This is a genomic window from Nocardiopsis sp. NPDC055551, assembly GCF_053619415.1.
This window is the reverse complement of the sequence record NZ_JBSHJJ010000009.1, coordinates 12,765-32,422: the sequence shown is the minus strand read 5'-3', so window position 1 is coordinate 32,422 and position 19,658 is coordinate 12,765. Positions and strand designations below refer to the sequence as shown.

Annotated in this window: 14 protein-coding genes; 6 read left to right on the top strand and 8 right to left on the bottom strand. The window is 69.7% G+C overall.

Annotated features, from left to right (window positions below; genetic code table 11):
• Nucleotides 1-83: 83 nt before the first annotated feature.
• The 6 genes from ACWGSK_RS17080 to ACWGSK_RS17055 form a co-directional block, all read right to left on the bottom strand.
• Nucleotides 84-863, bottom strand: a complete 780-nt coding sequence (locus ACWGSK_RS17080) for a thioesterase II family protein (RefSeq protein WP_452456220.1) — start codon at nt 861-863, stop codon at nt 84-86.
• 157 nt (nt 864-1,020) lie between these two features.
• A complete protein-coding gene (locus ACWGSK_RS17075) occupies nt 1,021-1,821 on the bottom strand; it encodes a phenylalanine 4-monooxygenase (RefSeq protein ID WP_358511765.1) in 801 nt (266 codons plus the stop codon).
• Between the two features lie 39 nt (nt 1,822-1,860).
• Nucleotides 1,861-2,595 carry a sulfotransferase-like domain-containing protein gene (locus tag ACWGSK_RS17070; protein WP_452456219.1) on the bottom strand — a complete coding sequence of 245 codons (735 nt, stop codon included), beginning with the start codon at nt 2,593-2,595 and terminating at the stop codon, nt 1,861-1,863.
• 58 nt (nt 2,596-2,653) lie between these two features.
• Entirely contained in the window at nt 2,654-4,924 is a 2,271-nt protein-coding gene (locus tag ACWGSK_RS17065; RefSeq protein ID WP_452456218.1) for a M20/M25/M40 family metallo-hydrolase, read from the bottom strand.
• A gap of 35 nt (nt 4,925-4,959) precedes the next feature.
• Nucleotides 4,960-5,922 (bottom strand): GNAT family N-acetyltransferase, encoded by a 963-nt coding sequence (locus ACWGSK_RS17060; RefSeq protein WP_452456217.1) that lies wholly within the window; start codon nt 5,920-5,922, stop codon nt 4,960-4,962.
• The gene (locus tag ACWGSK_RS17055; protein WP_358511753.1) at nt 5,919-6,899 is read right to left on the bottom strand and encodes a thioesterase domain-containing protein; all 981 of its coding nucleotides are present in this window, start codon (nt 6,897-6,899) and stop codon (nt 5,919-5,921) included. The genes ACWGSK_RS17060 and ACWGSK_RS17055 overlap by 4 nt, the downstream gene beginning before the upstream one ends.
• A 187-nt stretch (nt 6,900-7,086) precedes the next feature.
• Here ACWGSK_RS17055 and ACWGSK_RS17050 point away from each other — a divergent pair, with 187 nt between their 5' ends.
• On the top strand, nt 7,087-9,141 hold the full coding sequence (locus tag ACWGSK_RS17050) for a non-ribosomal peptide synthetase (RefSeq protein WP_358511750.1): 2,055 nt from the start codon (nt 7,087-7,089) through the stop codon (nt 9,139-9,141).
• Nucleotides 9,142-9,404: 263 nt separating this feature from the next.
• The gene (locus ACWGSK_RS17045) at nt 9,405-12,467 is read left to right on the top strand and encodes a BTAD domain-containing putative transcriptional regulator (protein WP_358511747.1); all 3,063 of its coding nucleotides are present in this window, start codon (nt 9,405-9,407) and stop codon (nt 12,465-12,467) included.
• Here the strand turns inward: ACWGSK_RS17045 and ACWGSK_RS17040 are convergent.
• Nucleotides 12,452-13,090 (bottom strand): response regulator transcription factor, encoded by a 639-nt coding sequence (locus ACWGSK_RS17040; protein WP_358511744.1) that lies wholly within the window; start codon nt 13,088-13,090, stop codon nt 12,452-12,454. The two genes, ACWGSK_RS17045 and ACWGSK_RS17040, sit on opposite strands and share 16 nt — an antisense overlap.
• Nucleotides 13,078-14,301, bottom strand: a complete 1,224-nt coding sequence (locus ACWGSK_RS17035) for a sensor histidine kinase (protein WP_358511741.1) — start codon at nt 14,299-14,301, stop codon at nt 13,078-13,080. The genes ACWGSK_RS17040 and ACWGSK_RS17035 overlap by 13 nt, the downstream gene beginning before the upstream one ends.
• An 82-nt stretch (nt 14,302-14,383) precedes the next feature.
• On the opposite strand from ACWGSK_RS17035, the gene ACWGSK_RS17030 reads away from it, so the two are divergent.
• The 4 genes from ACWGSK_RS17030 (at nt 14,384) to ACWGSK_RS17015 (ending at nt 19,621) form a co-directional block, all read left to right on the top strand.
• On the top strand, nt 14,384-15,172 hold the full coding sequence (locus ACWGSK_RS17030) for an ABC transporter ATP-binding protein (protein ID WP_452456216.1): 789 nt from the start codon (nt 14,384-14,386) through the stop codon (nt 15,170-15,172).
• Nucleotides 15,172-17,721 carry an ABC transporter permease gene (locus tag ACWGSK_RS17025; RefSeq protein WP_452456215.1) on the top strand — a complete coding sequence of 850 codons (2,550 nt, stop codon included), beginning with the start codon at nt 15,172-15,174 and terminating at the stop codon, nt 17,719-17,721. The genes ACWGSK_RS17030 and ACWGSK_RS17025 overlap by 1 nt, the downstream gene beginning before the upstream one ends.
• A 119-nt stretch (nt 17,722-17,840) precedes the next feature.
• On the top strand, nt 17,841-18,803 hold the full coding sequence (locus ACWGSK_RS17020; protein ID WP_358511732.1) for an ATP-binding cassette domain-containing protein: 963 nt from the start codon (nt 17,841-17,843) through the stop codon (nt 18,801-18,803).
• Complete coding sequence (locus tag ACWGSK_RS17015) at nt 18,800-19,621, top strand: ABC transporter permease (RefSeq protein ID WP_452456214.1); 822 nt, start codon at nt 18,800-18,802, stop codon at nt 19,619-19,621. The genes ACWGSK_RS17020 and ACWGSK_RS17015 overlap by 4 nt, the downstream gene beginning before the upstream one ends.
• Nucleotides 19,622-19,658: the final 37 nt, after the last annotated feature.

The window sequence follows — 19,658 nt, the reverse complement described above, 5'->3', positions numbered from 1 at the left end:
GAATCTCCGACAGGTTCACGGTGGCACGGAGGGCTCCGACATTCCTGTCGGTCATTACCCCGACGATCACACCGCCGCGCCGGTCAGGGCGCCTTCGTGGTCAGTACCGCGCGGACGTCTCCCACGAGGTGGTCGACCACCTCGCCGACCCTCCCCTGGAAGTAGAAGTGCCCTCCCTGGAACACGCGCGGTTCCGGTCCGCCCGGGAACTCGCGGTGACTCCATTCACGCAGCACGCCCGGTTCGGCGACGGCGTCCTCGGACCCACCGAACACGGACACCGGGACACCCGCGGGCCAGGGTGCGCCCTCGTCCGGGGCCCACGTGTCGACCAAGTGGAAGTCGGCACGGATCACCGGCTCGTACAGCTCCCAGAGTCGGATGTCCTCAAGGAGCTCACGGGGTGTCCCACCGAGCTCCGCGACACGGCTCCGTAGTTCGGAGGTGGGCAGCGTGTGGGCGGGAATCCGTTCCTCGGCCACGTCCGCGCACCAGGCGGACAGCCCCGCCCAGACGGGAAGGGGATCCCCTCGAAGGGCCAGCGTCCGCACCAGTTCGTGGATGACGAGGGCGCCCATGCTGTGGCCGAAGAAGGCCGTCGGCCGATCCATGAGCGGAACGATCGCCGACCGGACGTGGTCGACGAGCTCCCACACCTCCGTCAGCGCGGAGTGACCCGCGAGCCTGCCCCGGCCGGGCGCCTCCAACAGGCACACCTCCCAGTCATCGGGGAGATGTGGCAGCCACTCCCGGTAGAGCAGGTGCGAGCCACCGGCGTGGTGCATCAGGAACAGGCGTAGCTCCGGATCGGGTACCGGGCGCGGGACGAACACCGCGGTGGGTGCCGACGAAGGCATGGTCATCGGAGTTCCTCGGGATCGTGGGTGGCCGGGCCCCATCGTCGTGTCGGCCCCCGCTCGGAGGAGCCCGGCCGAGAGGGGGCTGGGAACGGGACCGTGAACGGATGTGGCGCCGATACCGGATTTCGTCGGGAGCGGCACCACACCACGTGGGCCGAGGTCAGGCGAGCTTCTCCAGGAAGCCGCGGATCTCGCCGTCCAACTGTTCGAACGAATCCGCGGCGAACAGCACCGGCTGATGCTCGGTGATGTCGTAGGGCTGGTCGAGCATGCCCTGGATGGAGAAGCCCTGGAGCGGTGTGGTGGCCAACCCCTCCAGCTCTCCCACCGAGGAGAGCAGGGCGGCACCATAGGCACGCGTACCTCCGGCCTCGCGGATCACGCCGACCTCCATCGTGAACCAGAAGACCTTGCTGAGGGCATCGAGACCGGACTCGGAGCGCACCCGCCGCGCGGTCTCACCGAAGCACCGGTAGAGGTCGGCGAAGCCGGTGTCGGCGAGCATGACCGCATGGCCGACCAACTCGTGGATGAGGTCGGGTTCGGGTGTGTAGTAGGGAGTGTGGCTCGCGCGTAGGTACTGGGTGCTGTGGAAGCGCTGGTCGGCGAACGCCTCATAGAACTGCCGGGCCGGCACCAGGTCACCCGCGGGCAGCAGGCCGAATCCGGTGGCCGAGCTGATCTCCTCGGACAGTTCGGGGAGGGAGGGAACGCGACCCAGGCCCAGGTCGACGCGTTGGGCCGCGGCGAGGTATCGGGCACACGCGGTGGAGCGGTGCACGCTCTTGAGCTTGCCCACGACCTCCTCCCAGAGGAGGTTCTCCTCTTCGGTGTAGTCGATTCGGGGCAGCGGGTCACCGACGACGTGACCGGAGATCAGGTCCTGGATCTCCTTCTTTCGAACCTGGAAGCGTTCCTGTGCCAAGGCATCGGCCGAGATCGTGTCCAGCTGAATGGACATGGGGGACTCCTTGTTCGGCGTGGTGAGGGATGAGGAGGGTCAGGCGATGACGAGCTTGCGGTCCCGCAGGGCCCTGTAGGCCGGACGGTGGTGGTCGCTGAACGCGGCCAGCATGGGATTGTTGTCCACCGTGTCCGCGTACTCGGTGACGGTCCCGTGGATGCCGGAACTCTCGCTGGCACCGACGTGCCAGCGTTTGGACCGCTCCCATTCGGGACGGCCGCCGGGCTCCCACTCCAGTGCGGCGGGGTCGTAGGCGATCCCCACTTCCCGGCAGTAGGCGGACAGGGTGCGGGCGGGAGCACGGACGAGATCTTCGGAGTCGATGACGATCGCCCGACCACCCGCGTCGATCACGGCCTCGTACAGTTCGTGGAGCTGGATCAGCCCGATGTCGCCCTCCCCCATCTCCGGTCGGAGGGCGAAGTAGGAGGCCGCGATCTGGTCGGGACTACGAACGAGGAAGGTGTGCACGACCTCCCGTAGGAAGTCGGCGTCCTCCAGGACCTCCTGGTAACGATGGTCCGTGGTGTCCTTGAGGAACACCGGTCGACGCTTGGAGAGATCCCGGATCGCCCCTACGAGAGCGCGGTGGGTGTGGACCTCCCGGCCCTCGACGGTGGTGGCGCCGAAGTCCATGATGTTGCAGAACGGCTCGTGCAGTCCGATGTGGTCCCCACGCTCGACCATGGCCCGAAAGAAGACGGTCGACCGCGCCCGTGGAGCGCTCCAGAGCGCCAGCGTCCGGGGGGACGGGTTCTGTTTGTTCTCCATACCCACGACCTTCGCGTTCCGTTGTGGGCGCCTGTAGTCGGGGGATTCCCCGACCGGGTCAGACTTCGCTGGTGACGGCCGCGATACCGCGTCCGAAACCACCCGCGGACCAGGTCACCGTGGCCGGTTTCGGGTCGCCCAGGGCGTCCCGTGGCACGTCGGCGGTGTATGCGAGCAGCCGCAGCGGTAGATCTTCCTCGCCACGCACGACCAACGTCAGGTCCACGCCGTCACCTGGGGCGACGAAGTGGAACCCCCAGTCCCATCCCGTGTGGGTGTCCGGCCGGTTCACGGCGGTGGAGAGGGCGACTCCGTCGACGGCGACCCGCTCCAGTCGGTCGGGGCCGGTCGTGGAGTACAGGGACAGTACGGTGGTGCGCTCTCCCCCCGCGGTCAGGCGCACGCGCACCTCGCGCAGGTCGTCGTCGAGTTCGTGGGAGTCGACGACCTCGGCCCGGGGGATCGGCAGACCGACCACGGGCGCCGGACCGCTTCTGTATCCCTCTGGCAGGTACAAGGCCGGAAAGGTGTCCTCGACGTCCTGCGGTTCCCCCACGACGTATTGGTCGAGCCAGGGCGAGCCCGCGGCGTTGGGGCTCAACCAGACCGCCCGTCCCGTGTCGTCGTCGTAGACGTAGTGCAGGTTGTACTGGGCGGGATGCTTTTCGTCCACACCGTCCACGACGAAGCCCACCGCGATCACGACCACCGCGGCCGTGGCCACCGCCCCCGTCACGACCTTCGACGGTCGTCTCCCGCGACACCGACCGAGTTGGGGCATCAGCGGAAGCAACGCCAGGACCAACACCACCAACACCACCGGGGCCAGGGCGAGTCCGACGGTGGGGAACAACAGGGCCACGACGGGCGGGAAGAGGACCATCGAGACCAGGGCTCCCGCGGCCAGGGCGAAGGACCGCGGGGGCGAGCCCTCCTCGGTCCGCGCCGCCAGGGCGAGCCCCGCCGCCCCGGCCATCGCCGGCCAGGTGAACAGGTATGCGGCCTCGGGCGCCGCCACCGTGAGGATCACGGTGAGCGCACAGAACCAGACCAGGGCCCCCGCCAACAGGGCCGGGTCCCCACGCCGCCGTCGAACCCGGCCCGCCCACACCCCACATGTCACGAGGGTGAGCAGGACCAGCCCCACCAGGACCGGGGCCGGCCGATAGGTGTCCCCGAACGGGAAGTTCTCGAAGTGCGGTCGCACGGCAACGCCCGACCACCACGCCATCACCCCCAGTCCTGCCGCCACCGCCAACGGAACCGTGTACCCGGCGGCGGTTCGCAGGACCTCCGCCAGGCTCAGCAGTCCTGCCCGGCGCGTGAACCACAGGGCGGCGACCGTGCCGACGACCGCGAGGGCGCCGAGTACGTACGCCAGGGCGATCGGGTAGTGCACGAGGACACCGAACACGGTCAGGTACGTGATGTCCCCACCCTCCTCCAGGGCCGGATCCCGTTCCGTCAGCGCGGCCGTGGTGGCCAGCGCCGTGTCCCCCATGTCCTGAAGACTGCGCGCGTCCAATGACCCCAGGTCGTCGAGAGGGGTGTCGTAGCGCGCGGATCCTCCGAGGATGACGAAGTTCATCCCCGTGTACCCGGCTTCCGAGAAGACCGTGAAGTCGGTGTTGTTGGGCAGTACACGGTAGACGCCGTCGGAGAAGGAACCGGCGAAGGGCGTGGATTCGGCCAGCGCGGGAACGAACGCCCCGGCCCGGTCCCCGGCCTCGAACATGAGCGCCGGCCCCTTCGTGCCGCGCGCCTCCATGTTGAGGACCACCGTCCGGTCCGGATCACCCGCGACCTCGGGGTCGAGGGTGAAGGCCCGGGCGCCCAACTGGCCCGATTCCTCGGCGTCGGTGAAGAGGAACTCCACGTCGTTGTACGGCGCGGGCCCCTCGGTGAGTGCTCGGGCGACTTCCAAGAGAATGGCCACGCCCATGCCATTGTCGGTGGCTCCCGGGCCGATGGGCACGGAATCATAGTGGGCGACCAGGAGGACCCGCCCCCCGTCTCCCGTGCCGGGGAGGACGGCGTGCACGTTGGCGACGTTGCCCACGACGTGTGGTGTGAACGTCAGGTCCCGCTCCACCGTCGCCGTCAGGACCTCGGGTTCCAGGCCCAGATCCTCCAACTCACCGGTCAGGTAGGCCCTGGTATCGGCGGCCGCCGGCGTTCCGGAGGGACGCGGGCGCTCAGCGATCCGCTCGATGTGTTCGCTCGCCCGATCCGCCGAGAACTCCTCGGAACTCGCGGTGGCCGGGAGCGGATCGGGTGGTAGTAGGGGGATCAGGCTGAGGAGACCGACCGCGAACACCGATGACAGCACCAGTGCCGGTCTCCATGGGAGGGGGTCCCGGGCGCTCACCCCTGTTCTCCGGGCGAGGGTGACAGCACGAGCCGGATCTCCGTGTTCCGGTAGTCCGCGGCCTCGAAGGCGGCGGCCATCGGCCTGTTGGCCAGGTCCGTGGCGGCCGAGATGTGCGCCGCTTCGGCCTCCGTGACGAGGATGCGGGTCGTCTCCGCGAGCATGTCCCGGACGTGGCCGTTGCCCCGTTGTTCGGGCACGACCCCGATGTAACCGATGGTCGGACCGTAGGGGTTGCGGGTGGGGACGATCAGCCCGACCAGCTCTCCCTCGGGGGTGTGCGCGAGACGCCACCACTCGCGCTTTCCCGGAAAGCCACGGTAGAGCTCCAAGTCCTCACGGGCCTGCCGCTCTGGACTCATGACGAGGAGTTCCTGCCGGGTGTCGAAGTCGAGACTGTCCACCGCCACCCTCCGGAAGACCTCGGCGAAGACCTCGTCGTCGGGTTCGGGGGTATAGACGAGCCTCCCCTCCGGATCGGCCACCTCGATGTCCGGGGTCCATTCGAAGCGCAGGCGCTCGTTCTCCATGTTCAACCCGGCCCGGGTCGCGGCCGCGTGACGCCATTCGAGGGCGCTCACCACGTCGGGACGCTCACGCCAGCCGACCGGAAGCTTGAGGTGGTAGTCGGGGAGGTCCTGGGCTCCCGAGTCGCGGAAGGCCCGATGACCGGCATCCAGGAGTTCGGCCGCGAGCGCGACCGGGTCCTCCACGTCGTCGGCCGTGGAGAGGCAGTTGAGGGCGAGCGGGTACTTCCCGTCCGAGAACCCCCACCACAGGGCGCGGGCCAGCACTCGACCATCGCGTTCGGCGATCCAGGTCCACTCGGGACGGTAATGGGCGCCCTCCGCCTCCAACTCGTACTGGTCGCGGGTGACCTTGCTGATGGGTTCGGTGACCTCATAGGCGAAGGCGTGGGTCATCTCGTCATCGGTGACGGGACGGAATCGTGTACTCACTGGTGGACTCCTCGATCCTGTTCTGCTTGAAACCGCGGCCCCGTCCCGGACAAGAGCCGGTCCAGCACTTCGGCCAGCCGGTCGCTCTCGGGGGGCCGCATCATGCCGTAGTGGTCACCCGGTACGGTGCGGTGCGACACGCGCCCTCGAACGTGGGCGCCCCAGAGTGCCCTGGCCTCGGCACCGGGCACCCCGTCGGCCGCGGTGATGAGGTGGAGGTCGCCGTCGTAGGTGGGGGGCGAGCCGCCCGCGCCCGCGGTCATCAGGGCGAGGCCGATCCGCAGTCGCCGTAGCGCTCCCTCGCGCTCGCCCTCCTGAACGCATCCGGAGGCGACCAGGGCGTTCAGGGCCAGGCTCAGGCGCGTGTCCTCGTCATGTCCACGCAGCTCATCAGGGTCCAGACCCGGAGGATGCTTCTCCAGGGTCAGCGCGAAGCTGTCGGTGAGGTAGGCCAAGAGCGCGGACCCGTCGATGGTCGAATCCTCAGGAGGCAGGCTGTCGAGCAGGACCAACCCGTCCACCCGGATCCCCTCGGTGCGCAGGGCGCAGGCCAGGGCGTGCGCGAGGACCCCTCCGGCGGACCAGCCGACCAGATGACATGGGCCGGCACCGACGAGATCACGCACCGCGGCGACGTGGACGTCGACGATCTCCCGCAGGGAGTTCGCCACGGCGTCGCCCCGTTCTATCCCGGGTGCCTGAAGACCGTGGACCGCGGGCCCGGCCGCGAGCACGTCGACGAGCCGGAGGTAGGGCAGCACCGTGCCGTTGACCGCGTGGACGAAGATGATCGGTGTCCCGTCGGAGCCCTTCCTCATGGGGACGACGGTTCGCGTCGCCGACCTCCCGGGTTCGGGGCGACGGACCGAGGGCACCGTCCCGGAACGGCGGCGCTCCCTCAGTAGTCGTAGGAACTCCTCGCGTTGTCGGGGATCGAGTCTTTCCAGACGCCGCTCGATCTCTCCGTCTTCGACCATGATCGTCTCTTCTTCCCGATGCGCGTACGTCCACCATCGGCCGACGTTCCGCACAGTCTTTCGACGTGCGCGCCGCCACGGGAGTAGGGGAAAACCCCGATGCCGCACCTGCCCTCCCCTGCGCGAGAATGCTCTTCCGGACGATGGACCACATCAGGCGCACTCACCCTCGGTATGGAGCGACACTATGAGCGACGCATCAGCGGAACCCGAATCCTGGGCCGTTCCTCCCAGGGTGTTGATCGCCGGTCTCGTGGGGGTTCTGGCCCGGGTCACCGGTGTCTCCGAGGTACGTGTCGACCTGCTCCCCGCCAAGGACGAGGTCGCGGACGAGCCATTGATCGTGCGAGTGCGCACCGATGACGATCCGACCTTCGGTGAACTCCTCGAACGGGCCGCGTTCCATACGGACGGGTTCTGGAAGAAGGCGGCGATCACGGAGAACGCGTACCCGATTCGGTTCGAGACGGACCTCGCGCCGGACGACGAACAGGATGGGGACGCACTGGCCCGGATCGAGCCACTGCCCGGACCGGACGACGGGTACGAATTCCTGGTCCGGTGTCGGCCGGGGAAACTCGGCGACGTGTGGGGCGATCGGCGTTCCGGCCGGCTCACCCGCTTCGTGGCGGCGGGTCTGGCAGCGCCGGGCACACGCTGGAGTGAGCTGCCGATCCTTTCCGCCGGCGAGTACAAGCGGTCCGTGTCCGGATGGAACGACACCGCCGTCGACTACTCGGACGTCACCGGTAAATGCCTGCACGAGTTGTTCGAGTATTGGGTCGCGAAGGCACCGAACACCCCCGCCGCCAGGTTCGGCGACGACGAACTGAGCTACGCGGAGCTGAACACGCGCGCCAACCGGTTGGCCTTCCACCTGCGTCGTCTGGGGGTGGGCCGTGAACACGTCGTCGGAATGCTGCTTCCGCGCGGCCTCGAACTACCCAGAACGATCATGGGAATCCTCAAGTCGGGCGGGGCGTACCTTCCCTTGGACCCGAACCATCCCGCCGAGAGAATCGCCGGGATCATCCGCGACAGCGCGTGTTCGGTGGTGGTGACCACCATGGCATTGGCGGAGTCGCTTCCGGACGAGGTGCTGCCGCTGTGCGTGGACTCCCCCGCCGTCGAGCGAACCCTCCGTGCGGCGCCCGCTGACGACCCGAAGGTCGAGGTCACGCCGAAGAACCTGGCCTACGTGCTGTATACCTCGGGGTCCTCTGGTCTGCCCAAGGGGGTTCTGGTCCAGCATGACTCGGTGGTGAACATGGTGGAATGCAACCGCCGGTCCTATGGCGTCGGTCCGGGCGACAGGGTCCTGCAGTACTCCAACCCGTGCTTCGACGTGAGCGTGGTCGACTTCTTCGCCGGTCTGTGCAATGGCGCGACGCTGGTCCTGGCGCCGAGGAGTGTCCTGTTGGATCCTCAGGCACTCGTGGAGTTGATGCGTCTGGAGAAGGTGACCTTCCTGGAGATCACCACGGCGGTGGCCCGGCTGCTGGACGTCGATGACCTGCCCCACCTTCGCATGATCAACGTCGGAGGTGAGGCCCTCACCGGGGACGTGGTGTCCGCCTTGCAGAACGGATACCGAACCGTCTACAACAAGTACGGGCCCACGGAGACCACCGTGTTCACGGTCGCCTACCTGTGCGTCAACGGTTCGCAGGAGAGGCGGACGCCGATCGGGTCCCCGGTGGCCAATCACCGGGCGTACGTGATGGACGCCCATCACAACCCGATGCCGGTGGGCGTGCCCGGGGAGTTGATGATCGGCGGGGCCGGCGTCACCCGGGGTTACCTGGGCCACCCCGGTCTCACCGCCGAGCGGTTCGTCCCCGATCCGTGGTCACCGGACGGTGGTCGTCTCTACCGGACCGGTGACTGTGCGCGCTGGTCCCCCGAGGGGGAACTGGAGTTCCTGGGGCGCATGGATGACCAGATCAAGGTCAACGGGCTGCGCATCGAGCCGGGTGAGGTGGAGACGGCGCTGTCCTCCCACGAGGCGGTGAGGGCCGTCGTGGTGGACGTGGACACCGCCACGGGCGGTCAGTCCCTGGTCGCCTACATCCAGTACGCCGAGGGACGGGCGGCCATCGACCTGGGCGACGTGCGCCGCCACCTGGCCGACGTCTTGCCGTCGGCCCTCATCCCGTCCCGGCTGGTGACGGTGGAGGAAATGCCACTGAACCGGAACGGGAAGATCGACCGTCGACACCTGCTCCGCACCGACGGATCCTAGGTCCGCCCTCCCGGGCCACGGGCTCCGAGGGGCGGCCTCGGTCGGGCGGCGCGGAGGACCGCCGGATGCGGGACGTGCGTTCGCGGGACCCGTCCTCCCGACCCCCTGATCACGGCCGAACATCCATCACCTCCCAACGCTCGCCGGTAGGGGGGGTACGCGGGCCCGACGTTCGTCGAAACGACGCGGCACCCCTGCCGGTGCCGGCGCCGGGAGTGCGGTCGCCTTGTGCGGCGGCGGCGGGCTCTGAGAGATTGTCCAGCGTGCGAGTCGCGATGCTGGGTCCCTTCGAGGTGCGAGACGACCGGGGCCGACGCCTGTCCGTGGTGGGCGGACGTGCCACCTCACTACTCGCCCGACTGGCGTTGTCCCCCGGACGAACCGTCCCGGTGGACACTCTCCTCGACGACCTATGGGACGGGACTCCGCCCGACGGAGGCGTGCACACCCTGCGGCGTCTGGTCTCGCGAACCCGCCGCAGCCTGCACGAACACGGCCTGGAGATCGGCCCCGACGCGCATTCGGGCGGCTACCGTCTGGACCTGACCTCCGAGGAGGTCGACCTCCACGCGTTCACCGGGCTGTGCGCGGAGGGCACCCGCCTGCTCGAACACTCGCCTGAGCGGGCGGCGTCCGTCCTGGACCAGGCCCTGGGCCTGTGGCGCGGTACCGCCCTGGGCGGTGTGGACGCGGACTTCGCCCGCCAGAACGCCCTGCGGCTGGAGGAACTGCGGCTGAGCGCGGTCGAGGACCGTGCCGACGCCGCCCTCCGGTTGGGTGAGGCTCCCACCGTCCTGCCGGAGCTGCGCTCCCTGTGCGCCGACCACCCCCTCCGTGAACGCTGCCACGGCCTGCTGGTGAAGGCTCTGCACGCCACCGGCCGGGGCGGGGAGGCGCTCGTCGTCTACGAGGAGCTGCGCTCGGCCCTGTCCCGTGAACTGGGCACCGACCCCTCCGCCTGGCTGCGCGAACTGCACCAGGAGCTGCTGCGGGACCGCGCCTCCGTACGCCCCAGGGAATGGGTGAACCCCTACCTCACCCGGTTCTTCGGTCGGAGCGACGAGCTCTTCACCATAGGATCCGCCTTCGACAGAACCCGGCTGGTGACCCTGATCGGCCCGGGCGGGGTCGGTAAGACGCGGCTCGCCGCCGAGTACTGCTCCTCCCAGGGCTCGGAAACGCGTGTGCGCTTCGTGGAACTGGCCCCCCTGCGCGAGGACGACGGCCTGATCGAGACGCTCGCCGGCGTCCTGGGCGGCTCGGCGGCCGTTCCCCCCGGACCGGACCGGTTCACCCGGGTCGTCTCCGCGTTGTCGACGGCGCCCACGCTGCTGGTCCTGGACAACTGCGAACACCTGGTGGAAGGCGTGGCGAACCTGGCCGAAAGGCTGCTCTCCCACTGCCCGGACCTGCTCATGCTGACGACCAGCCGCGAGCCCCTCGCCGTCGGCGGAGAAGCCCTCGTTCGGGTGGAGGCCCTGGACACCGAGGGTTCGGAGGCCATGGAGATGTTCGCCGAGCTGGCCGCCCTGGCCCGGCCCGGCTTCACGGTGAACGAGGACAACGCCGAGGCGGTGTCCGAGATCTGTCATCGTCTGGACGGGCTACCGCTGGCCATCGAACTGGCCGCGGCCCGGATCCGCTCGATGACGGTCCACCAGATCTCCCGGCACCTGGACGAACGCTTCCAACTGCTCGCGGGTGCCCGCCGGGCCAACAACGCCCGACACCGCACCCTGCGCGCGGTGCTCGACTGGACCTGGGACCTGCTCACCGAGGAAGAACGCCTGGTGTCGCGCCGACTGTCGATCCTGCCCGGCGGCTCCACGGTCTCCGCCGCCGAGGCCGTGTGCGAGGGTCTCGCCCGCGCCGAGGTCCCCTACCTCCTGGCCTCCCTGGTCGACCGGTCCCTCGTCCAGGTCACGGAGTCACCCGGGTCCGGGGTGCGGCACCGTCTCATGGAGACACCCCGTGTGTACCTGGAGGAGCGCTTGCGCGAGAGCGGCGAGGAGCGGCGGACACGCGACGCGGCCGCGCGATACTTCACCGACCTGGCGGAGGACGCCTCCCGGCGGCTGATCGGCCCGGACCAGGGACAGGCGTTGGAGCTACTCGACGAGGAGCACGGCAATCTCGTGGAGAGCATGCGCCACCTGGTACGTCATGGGGAAACGGGGCCCGCGGCCAGGATCGCGCTGGCGCTGTGCTGGTACTGGGTGGTGCGCGGCCGCTACGAGGAGGCCGCCCGCCGACTGGACGAACTGTCCGACTCCGCGGACGAGCTCCCCTCCACCGCCCGAGCGGTGTTCCCCGCGGTGCGCGCCATCCTGCCCGTCCCCGGACCGGGCGTGCCCCCGCCCCGTGAGTCCGGCCTCGCGCTGACCCCCGAGGCCCTGGCGGAGTATCCCCCGCTCGCGATGATCGCCCCGAAGCACCGGCTCATGACCGGGGACCACGCGGGCGTACGCGCGGACGCCGAGGCGTCCCGCGACCACGCGCACCCCTGGGTGCGTGCGGCGGGTCTGGCCACCGCCGCCCTCGCCGCCGAGGGCGATGGGGACGCCGCCCTCGCCGAGCGGCTCACCGCTTCGGCGGCGGAGTCCTTCGGCGACCTGGGCGACCTGTGGACGACCGTGCAGCTCACCGCAGCGCTCGCCGGTTACCGGTCCGCGCGCGGAGAGAACGACGGGGCCGTCAGCGACCTGCGTCGGGCCCTCGTCCTGGAGCGTTCCTTGGGCTCCTTGGCCCCGCCCGTATCACTCCTGCTCCAACTCGGCGGGGAACTGGTGCGTGCGGAGCGGTTCGACGAGGCCGAGCGTGTGCTGCGCGGAGTGTGGGACGACCCCGAACCCGTCGCCATCGAACATCGGATCCTGTGCGTGCTCGGCCTGGTGGAGCCCGCCCTCGCCCGAGGACACCACGCGCACGCGCGTGAGTTGCTCGACCGGGCGCGGGAGTTGCTCGACGGCGCCCTGGTGGACGTCGACTACCTGCGGGCCGAGCTGCTGTGTCGGGAGGTCTCCCTCGCCCTTGCCGAGGACGACCCGCCCCGGGCCCGCGCGGCATGGGCGCGCGCGGGGGCGTTCGCGGACTCCCTCGCCGGCACCGAGGCCAGGGCGCGCGTGACCGAACTGGAGGCCCGGGTCCTGCTGGCCGAAGGCGATCCGGCCGGAGCGGCCGACGCCCTGGATCGGGCGTCGCGTGCGCGGGGGCGCCCCGATCTGGGCAACCCCTACGTGCGTCGCCTCACCGAGGAGCTGCGCGAGCGGCTGGGCGCCGACGGTGTCGACCGGTCTCCGGGAACGGGACCTCACCCCCTGATGTAGGCCAGAACCGCCCGCACCCGGCGGTTGCTCCCCTCCTCGGTGAGACCGAGCTTGGTGAATATCGAGCCGATGTGCTTGCCCACGGTGGGGGTGGACAGGTCGAGGAGGTCACGGATCCTGGCGTTGTCGTGCCCCTCGGCCATGAGGGCGAGCACCTGTTTCTCACGGGGGCTCAGACTCTCCAGAGGGTCGTTCCCGGACCGCGTCCTGAGCAGGTGGGCGATCACTTCGGGGTCGAGGGCCACCCCGCCCCCGGCCACGCGTCTGAGCGCGTCGGAGAACTCGGCGACCTCACCGATGCGGTCCTTGAGCAGGTAGCCGATACCGTGGCTGTCCGCGAGCAGTTCGCTCGCGTATCCGTCCTCCACGTGCGCGGAGAGGACGAGGATGGGGAAACCCGGGATCTCGGCGCGGATCCGCGCGGCTATGTCGAGGCCCTCCCTGCGGTGGTCGGGCGGCAGACGCACGTCCAAGACGGCGACGTCCGGCCGTAGCTCCTCGAACATCGAGTGGAACTCGGCGGCGTCTCCGGCCGCGCCGACCACTTCGAACCCCTCCACCTCCAGGAGCAGGACGAGCCCCTGACGGAGCAACACGTCGTCCTCGGCGATCAGAACGCGCACGGCAGCCTCACCTCGATGACAGTCGGCCCGCCGGGCGGGCTCGTGACGCGGGTTCGGCCGTCGAAGGCCGCCACCCGATGGCGTATCCCGGACAGTCCGCTGCCCAGGTGCTCGTCGGCCCCGCCCTCACCGTCGTCGTCGACCGTCACGGTGAGGGTCGACGCGTCCTCCGCGAGGCGGACCCGGGCCCGGGAGGCACCGGAGTGTTTGGCGACGTTGGTGAGGGACTCGGTGACGACGAAGTAGGCCGCGGCCTCGACGGCCGCCGGGAGCCGGGGCAGTTCCCCGACCTCCATTTCGCAGGGCACCCCCGACCGGGAGGCCAAGGAGGAGACCGCGGCGGCCAGACCCTGGTCGGCGAGGATCGGCGGGTAGATGCTGCGGACCACGGCGCGCAGGTCCCGAAGGGCCTCCTCCGAGGCGTCCTTCGCGCGGGTCATCAGCTCCCGCGCCCGCTCGGGGTCCTTGGCCATCACACGCTCGATCAACCCCAGGTGCATGCGGACGGCGACGAGCCGGTTCTGGGTGCCGTCGTGCAGGTCCCGCTCGATCCGGCGCAGCTCCATGCCGTGCGCCTCCAAGGCCTCCTGGCGGAGAAGGTTGGCTTCGGCCAACCGGTCACGAAGCCGGCCGGCGCCCGCCCGCAGGAGGACACACCCCGCCAGGTGCGCGTGAGCCGAGGCCGCCCGAGGCACGAAATACCGGTTGAGGGCGAGATATGCCAGCCCGACCAACGGGGTGGTGAGCGCCGCCCCCCATGAGTCGACGGGATAACCGCCGGGGCTCACCGCCATTTCCGTCGGCAGTGCCCACCACCAGAACAGACAGGTGAAGGAGACCAGGACACCGATTCCGAGAATGATGGCGATGACGGCGCACGACAACCCGAGGAGCGCGTTGACGCACATCCAGCGAATCGCGTTCCACAGGTCCGGGCAGTGGAGGTTTTCGGTTACCTCGTCCCGCTGATCCGGGCCTTGCAGAAACTCCCTGGCCAGGGCGAGGTCCCGAGCGGCCCCGCGCACCAGGGGGGCCGCGACCCACCGGCGCAGACGGACACCGACATACACGACCACCAGCGCATGGGCCCCGATCAGGGCGCTGATCAGGAGCCACGAGCGTAATGCGCCCGCTCCCGCGCGCAGGCAGTAGAGGGTGCTATCCCACGCACCCTTGCGCGCGCCCTCCCGCAGTTCGACCGCGTATGACAAAAGGAAACTCCCGGACCGATAATCGGGAAATCAATTTCAGGCCCATGATAACATTCCGGCGTTGATATTCAGAGAGGACGAGATGTTTCGAACAAAGAGAAAAGGACATGGTACCGACCCGGGGAACAGAACTGATCCCGGTGCAACCCCGGCTCTTCGCATGCTTGACGTGCACAGAACATACGACACGGGGGCCGGAAAGGTGAGCGCTCTTCGTGGTATTTCCGTAGAACTTGCGAAAGGGAGCTTCACTGCGGTAATGGGCCCCTCCGGCTCCGGGAAAAGCACCTTCCTGCACTGCGCCGCGGGCCTCGACCGGCCCACCGAGGGCGAGGTGCTGTTGGGAGGAACCAGCCTGGTGGGGATGTCGCAGAACGCCCTCAGCCGTCTGCGACGCGAGCGCGTGGGGTTCGTGTTCCAGGCCTACAACCTGCTCTCCGCGCTGAGCGTGCAGGACAACATCACGATGCCGCTGCGACTTTCCGGGACACCCGTGGACCAGGAGTGGGCCGACCAGGTGGTACGCCGGGTGGGCATCCACGATCGGCTCCACCACCGCCCCAACGAGCTCTCCGGCGGGCAACAGCAACGTGTGGCCCTCGCCAGGGCGCTCATCGGCCGCCCCGACCTGATCCTGGCGGACGAGCCGACCGGCGCCCTGGACTCCCACACCGGCACGCAGGTGCTGGAACTGCTGCGCTCCACCGTCGACTCCCTGGGCCAGACCGTCCTCATGGTGACCCATGACCCCGTCGCCGCGTCCTATGCCCGGACCGTGCTCTTCCTCGCGGACGGTCTCATCGCCGACTCCCTCCACTCCCCCACCCCCGAGAGCGTGGCCGAGCGCATGAGCGGCCTGGGGAGCCGGTGATGCTGGACATCGCGTGGAAGACCCTGCGTGCCCGCAAGGGCTCCTTCGTGGGAGCCTTCATCGCCCTTTTCTGTGGATCCGCCCTGCTCGTGGCCTCCGGTGTGCTGGTCGAGTCGGGTCTGCGCGCCTCGGTGTCCCCTCACCGCTACGCCGCGGCGGACGCGGTGGTCGGGGGTCAGGAGAGGGTGGCCCTTCCCGACACGGACCTCGCCTTCCTGCCCCGACTCACCGAGCCCGTGCGTCTGCCCTCGGACCTGGTCGAGACCCTCGGCGACGTGGACGGGGTGGCGGCGGCGATCGGCGACCACCACCTGACGCCGGCCGTGCGCTCCCCGCAGGACGGCGTGGACCCGATCCCTGTGACCGGACACGACTGGGCCACCGCACCATTGGGCCCCTTCGAGGTCACGGAGGGCACGGAGCCCGTGCGGACCGACGAGGTCGCCCTGGAGACCACGCTGGCCGCCGAGCTCGGGGTGGACGTCGGTGACCCGGTGGAGGTCGTGCACGAGGCCGAACCCCGCTCCTACCGTGTGAGCGGCCTGGTCACCCATGCCTCCGGTGATGGAGGACGACAGGGCACCCTGTTCCTTTCCTCCGAGGAGACCCGGCACCTGGCCGCCGATCCCGAGGCCTACGACACGGTGGGCGTGCTCATGGAGCGGGGAGCCGACCCCGAAACGGTCGCCGCCGCCCTGGAGACGGCCGCCGATGACGTCGAAACGGTCGCCTACACCGGTGCCCTCACCCAGCAGGCGGAGTTCACCGACCTCGACCAGGCACGGGGGCTACTACTGCTCATCGCCACGTCCTTCGGTGGGTTGGCGGTGCTCATCGCGCTGTTCGTGGTCTCCGGCACGCTCGCTCTGTCGATCGACACCCGCAAACGCGAGTTCGCCGCCCTACGGGCCATAGGCGCCACTCCGACGCAGGTGCTGCGCATGGTGGGCGCGGAGGTCCTGCTGCTGTCCCTGGTCGCCGGTGTCCTGGGCTGCCTGCCCGGGTTCCTGATCGCGGAGACGATGCGCGAAGCGTTCGTGTCCCTCGGTGTGCTCCCGGCCGACCTGCCCCTGGTCCTGGGACCGCTCCCCGCCGTCGGCGCCGTCCTCGCGACCGTCCTGACCGCTCTGGTGGGCGGTATGGTCGCCGCCGCGCGGCCGGCCACGGCCGACCCCGTGGAGGCCCTGCGCGAATCGTCCGCCGCTCGGCGCGCGCCCGGTCGCTGGAGGATCACCGCCGGGCTGGTGTGCCTGGTGTTGGGAGCCGGCGCGGCGATGGCCCCCGTCGCACTGCGCAACGACGCCGGCGCGGCCGGGACGGGGAGCGCGACCCTGCTGCTGGTGATCGGTGTGGCGTTCAGCGGACCGTTCCTCCTCGTGCCCCTGGTGTCCCTGATCACTCGGCCACTGCGCGCGATGGGGGCCAGTGGTTTCCTGGCGGCGGAGAACAGCGCCGCGGAGACGGGACGGCTCTCCACGGTCCTGACCCCCCTGGTCCTGGCGATCGGGGTCACGGTGTCCATGGTGTACACGCAGACGGTGCTCTCGGCCGCGGTGACCGAACAGACCGAGGCCGGGGTGACGGCCGACGCCCTGGTGGTCGAACAGGGGTCGGGAGGAATGGGGGCAGGGGTCCTGGCGGAACTGGACGCCCTGCCCGAGACCGGTACCGTCGCGCCGTTGCACGAGACAGGGGTGTTCGTGCCCTATTCGGTGTTCGGCGACCCCGACGTGGCCACCTTCACCGCGTTGGGGGTCGCCCCCGGGTCGGTCGCGGACACGCTGGACCCGGGCGTCACGGAGGGGAGCCTGGACGACCTCACCACCGAAGCGGTGGCGCTGGAGACGTCGGGCGCCGCGCTGCTCGGGGCGTCCGTGGGCGATGAGGTGGAGGTGGTGCTGGGCGACGGGCGGGAACGAACCCTGCGTCTGGTCGCCACTTACGAACGCGGCCTGGGGCTGGCGGGGATGCTGCTGCCCCAAGAGGTCCTGGAGGGGCACACGGGTCCTCCCTCCCGTGCCTTGGTGAACGCCGCCGAGGGAACCTCGGACGATGAGTTGTCGGTGGCGCTGGCCGGTTTCGCCGAGGAGCACCCCACCCTGGACACGTCGGACCGGCGGGGATTCGCGGACGGGGCCAGGGCGGAGGCGGACCTGAGCGCCTGGGTGAACCTGGTCGGGCTGGGCGTGATCCTGGCCTACATCGCGATCGCGGTGGTGAACAGCCTGGTGATGTCCACCGCGGCCCGCTCACGCGAGTTCGCGCTCCTGATGCTGGTCGGGGCCACCCGCGGCCAGGTCCTCCGCGCCATGCGCGGCGAGGCCGCGGTGGCGGCCGTTCTGGCCACCCTGATCGGCACGGTGACGGCGCTCGTTCCACTGACCGTACTGAGCATGGCCTTCCTCGGTACCCCGGTCCCGCCGGGTTCGCCGCTCGTCTACGTCGGTGTGGTGGGCGGGGCCTGCGCGCTGGGTGTCCTCTCGGTCATGCTGCCGGTCCGGCTCGCCTTGCGGACACCACCGGTGGAGACCGTCAACGTGCGCGAATAGCCGTGGCGGGGGCCGTGCCTCCCGCTCCCGCCACGCCCACGGACACCGGTGTCCGCGCGATGTCCGCGCGATGTCCGCTCGGCTTGGAACGGTGGTCTCCAAGAACGAGGAGGCAAGCCATGACCACCTGTATCCGGGCCACCGGCCTGGTCAAGCGCTTCGGTGACACCACCGCCCTGGACGGAGTGGACCTGGAGGTCCCCACCGGGTCGATCCTGGGTGTCCTGGGCCCCAACGGCGCGGGCAAGACCACCATGGTCCGCATCCTGGCGACGCTGCTCAGGCCGGACGCGGGAACCGTGACCATCGCCGGATACGACGCCCTGCACGACCCGGTGGCCGTACGCGGGATCATCGGCCTGACCGGTCAGTACGCCTCGGTGGACGAGGAACTGACCGGGCGGGAGAACCTGGAGCTCATCGGACAGCTCCTGCGTCTGTCGACCCGGGAGTACCGCTCGCGTGCCGTCGAGTTGGTGGAGCGGTTCGACCTCACCGACGCCGGGGACCGACCGGTGCGCACCTACTCCGGGGGGATGCGGCGCCGTATCGACCTCGCCGCGAGTCTGGTGGGCCGCCCCCAGGTCCTCTACCTGGACGAGCCCACCACGGGGTTGGACCCCCGCAGCCGCAACGGGCTGTGGCGGACCGTCCGGGAACTGGCCGAGGACGGGACCACGATCCTGCTCACCACCCAGTACCTGGAGGAGGCCGACGAACTGGCCGACCGGGTCACCGTGATCGACCACGGCCGTGTGGTGGCCGAGGGCGAACCCCAGGAGCTCAAACGTCGGACCGGTTCCCAGACCCTGCACGTGCGCACCGTCGACCAGGCCGACACCGAGCGCGTGGTCGGCCTGCTGACCGAGCTCCTCGGGTTCGCGCCCTCCGTCCACGAGGACAACACGACGATCACCGCGCCCGCCGACGACACCGTCCTGTTGGCGGCCCTGGTCCGACGATTGGACCAAGAGGCGATCGCCACCGACGAGCTGGGAACACGACTGCCCAGCATGGACGACGCCTTCCTGTCCCTGACCGGTCGCAGCACCCACGCCCACGCCGAGGAGAGCACCGTATGACCGCCACCATCGCGCCCCGGACCACCGTCGTCCGAACCCGACCGGAGCGGATCGGCCTGTTACTCGGTCTCACCCACGGCCTCACTCTCGCCAAACGCAACCTGCGCTACGTGGTGCGAACGCCGGCCACCCTCATCGACACGGTCATCCAACCGGTGCTGTTCCTGCTGGTGTTCGTGTTCCTGTTCGGCGGAGCCATCTCGGGCACCTGGCAGGAGTACCTCCAAACCCTGGTGCCGGGCCTGATGGTGCAGATCACCATGTACGCGAGCATCGGTACGGGCATGGCCTTGAGCACGGACATCTCCAAGGGGGTGTTCGACCGTTTCCGCAGCCTGCCCATCGCGCGCTCGGCTCCGCTGGTCGGCGCGGTCCTGGGCGACGTCATCCGCTACGTGGTGGCCGTCGCCGTGCTCCTCGCCCTGGCCTTCGCACTGGGCTTTCGTGTGCAGACCGACCCCCTGTCCGCCCTCTTCGCGTTCGTGCTGGTCGTGGTGTTCGGGTTGACGCTGTGCTGGTTGTCGGTGCTGGTGGGGATGGTGGCGGCCAGCCCACAGGCCGTCCCGGGGATCGCGATGGCGGTCGTCCTGCCGCTGACCTTCGGCAGCAACATCTTCGCCGACCCGGAGACGATGCCCCGCTGGCTGGAGCTGTGGGTCGGCGTCAACCCGGTGACCTACTTCGTCGACACCGTGCGTGGGCTGATGGTCGGTGGTCCCGTGGCGCGGCCGCTGCTGGTGAGTCTGTTCGCGGTGGTCGTCGGGCACGCGGTGCTCCTGCCCCTGGCGCTCCGCGCCTATCTGCGAAGAGTCCGGTGACGTGGCTCCGACGTGTACCGGATGAACGGCCGAGTGG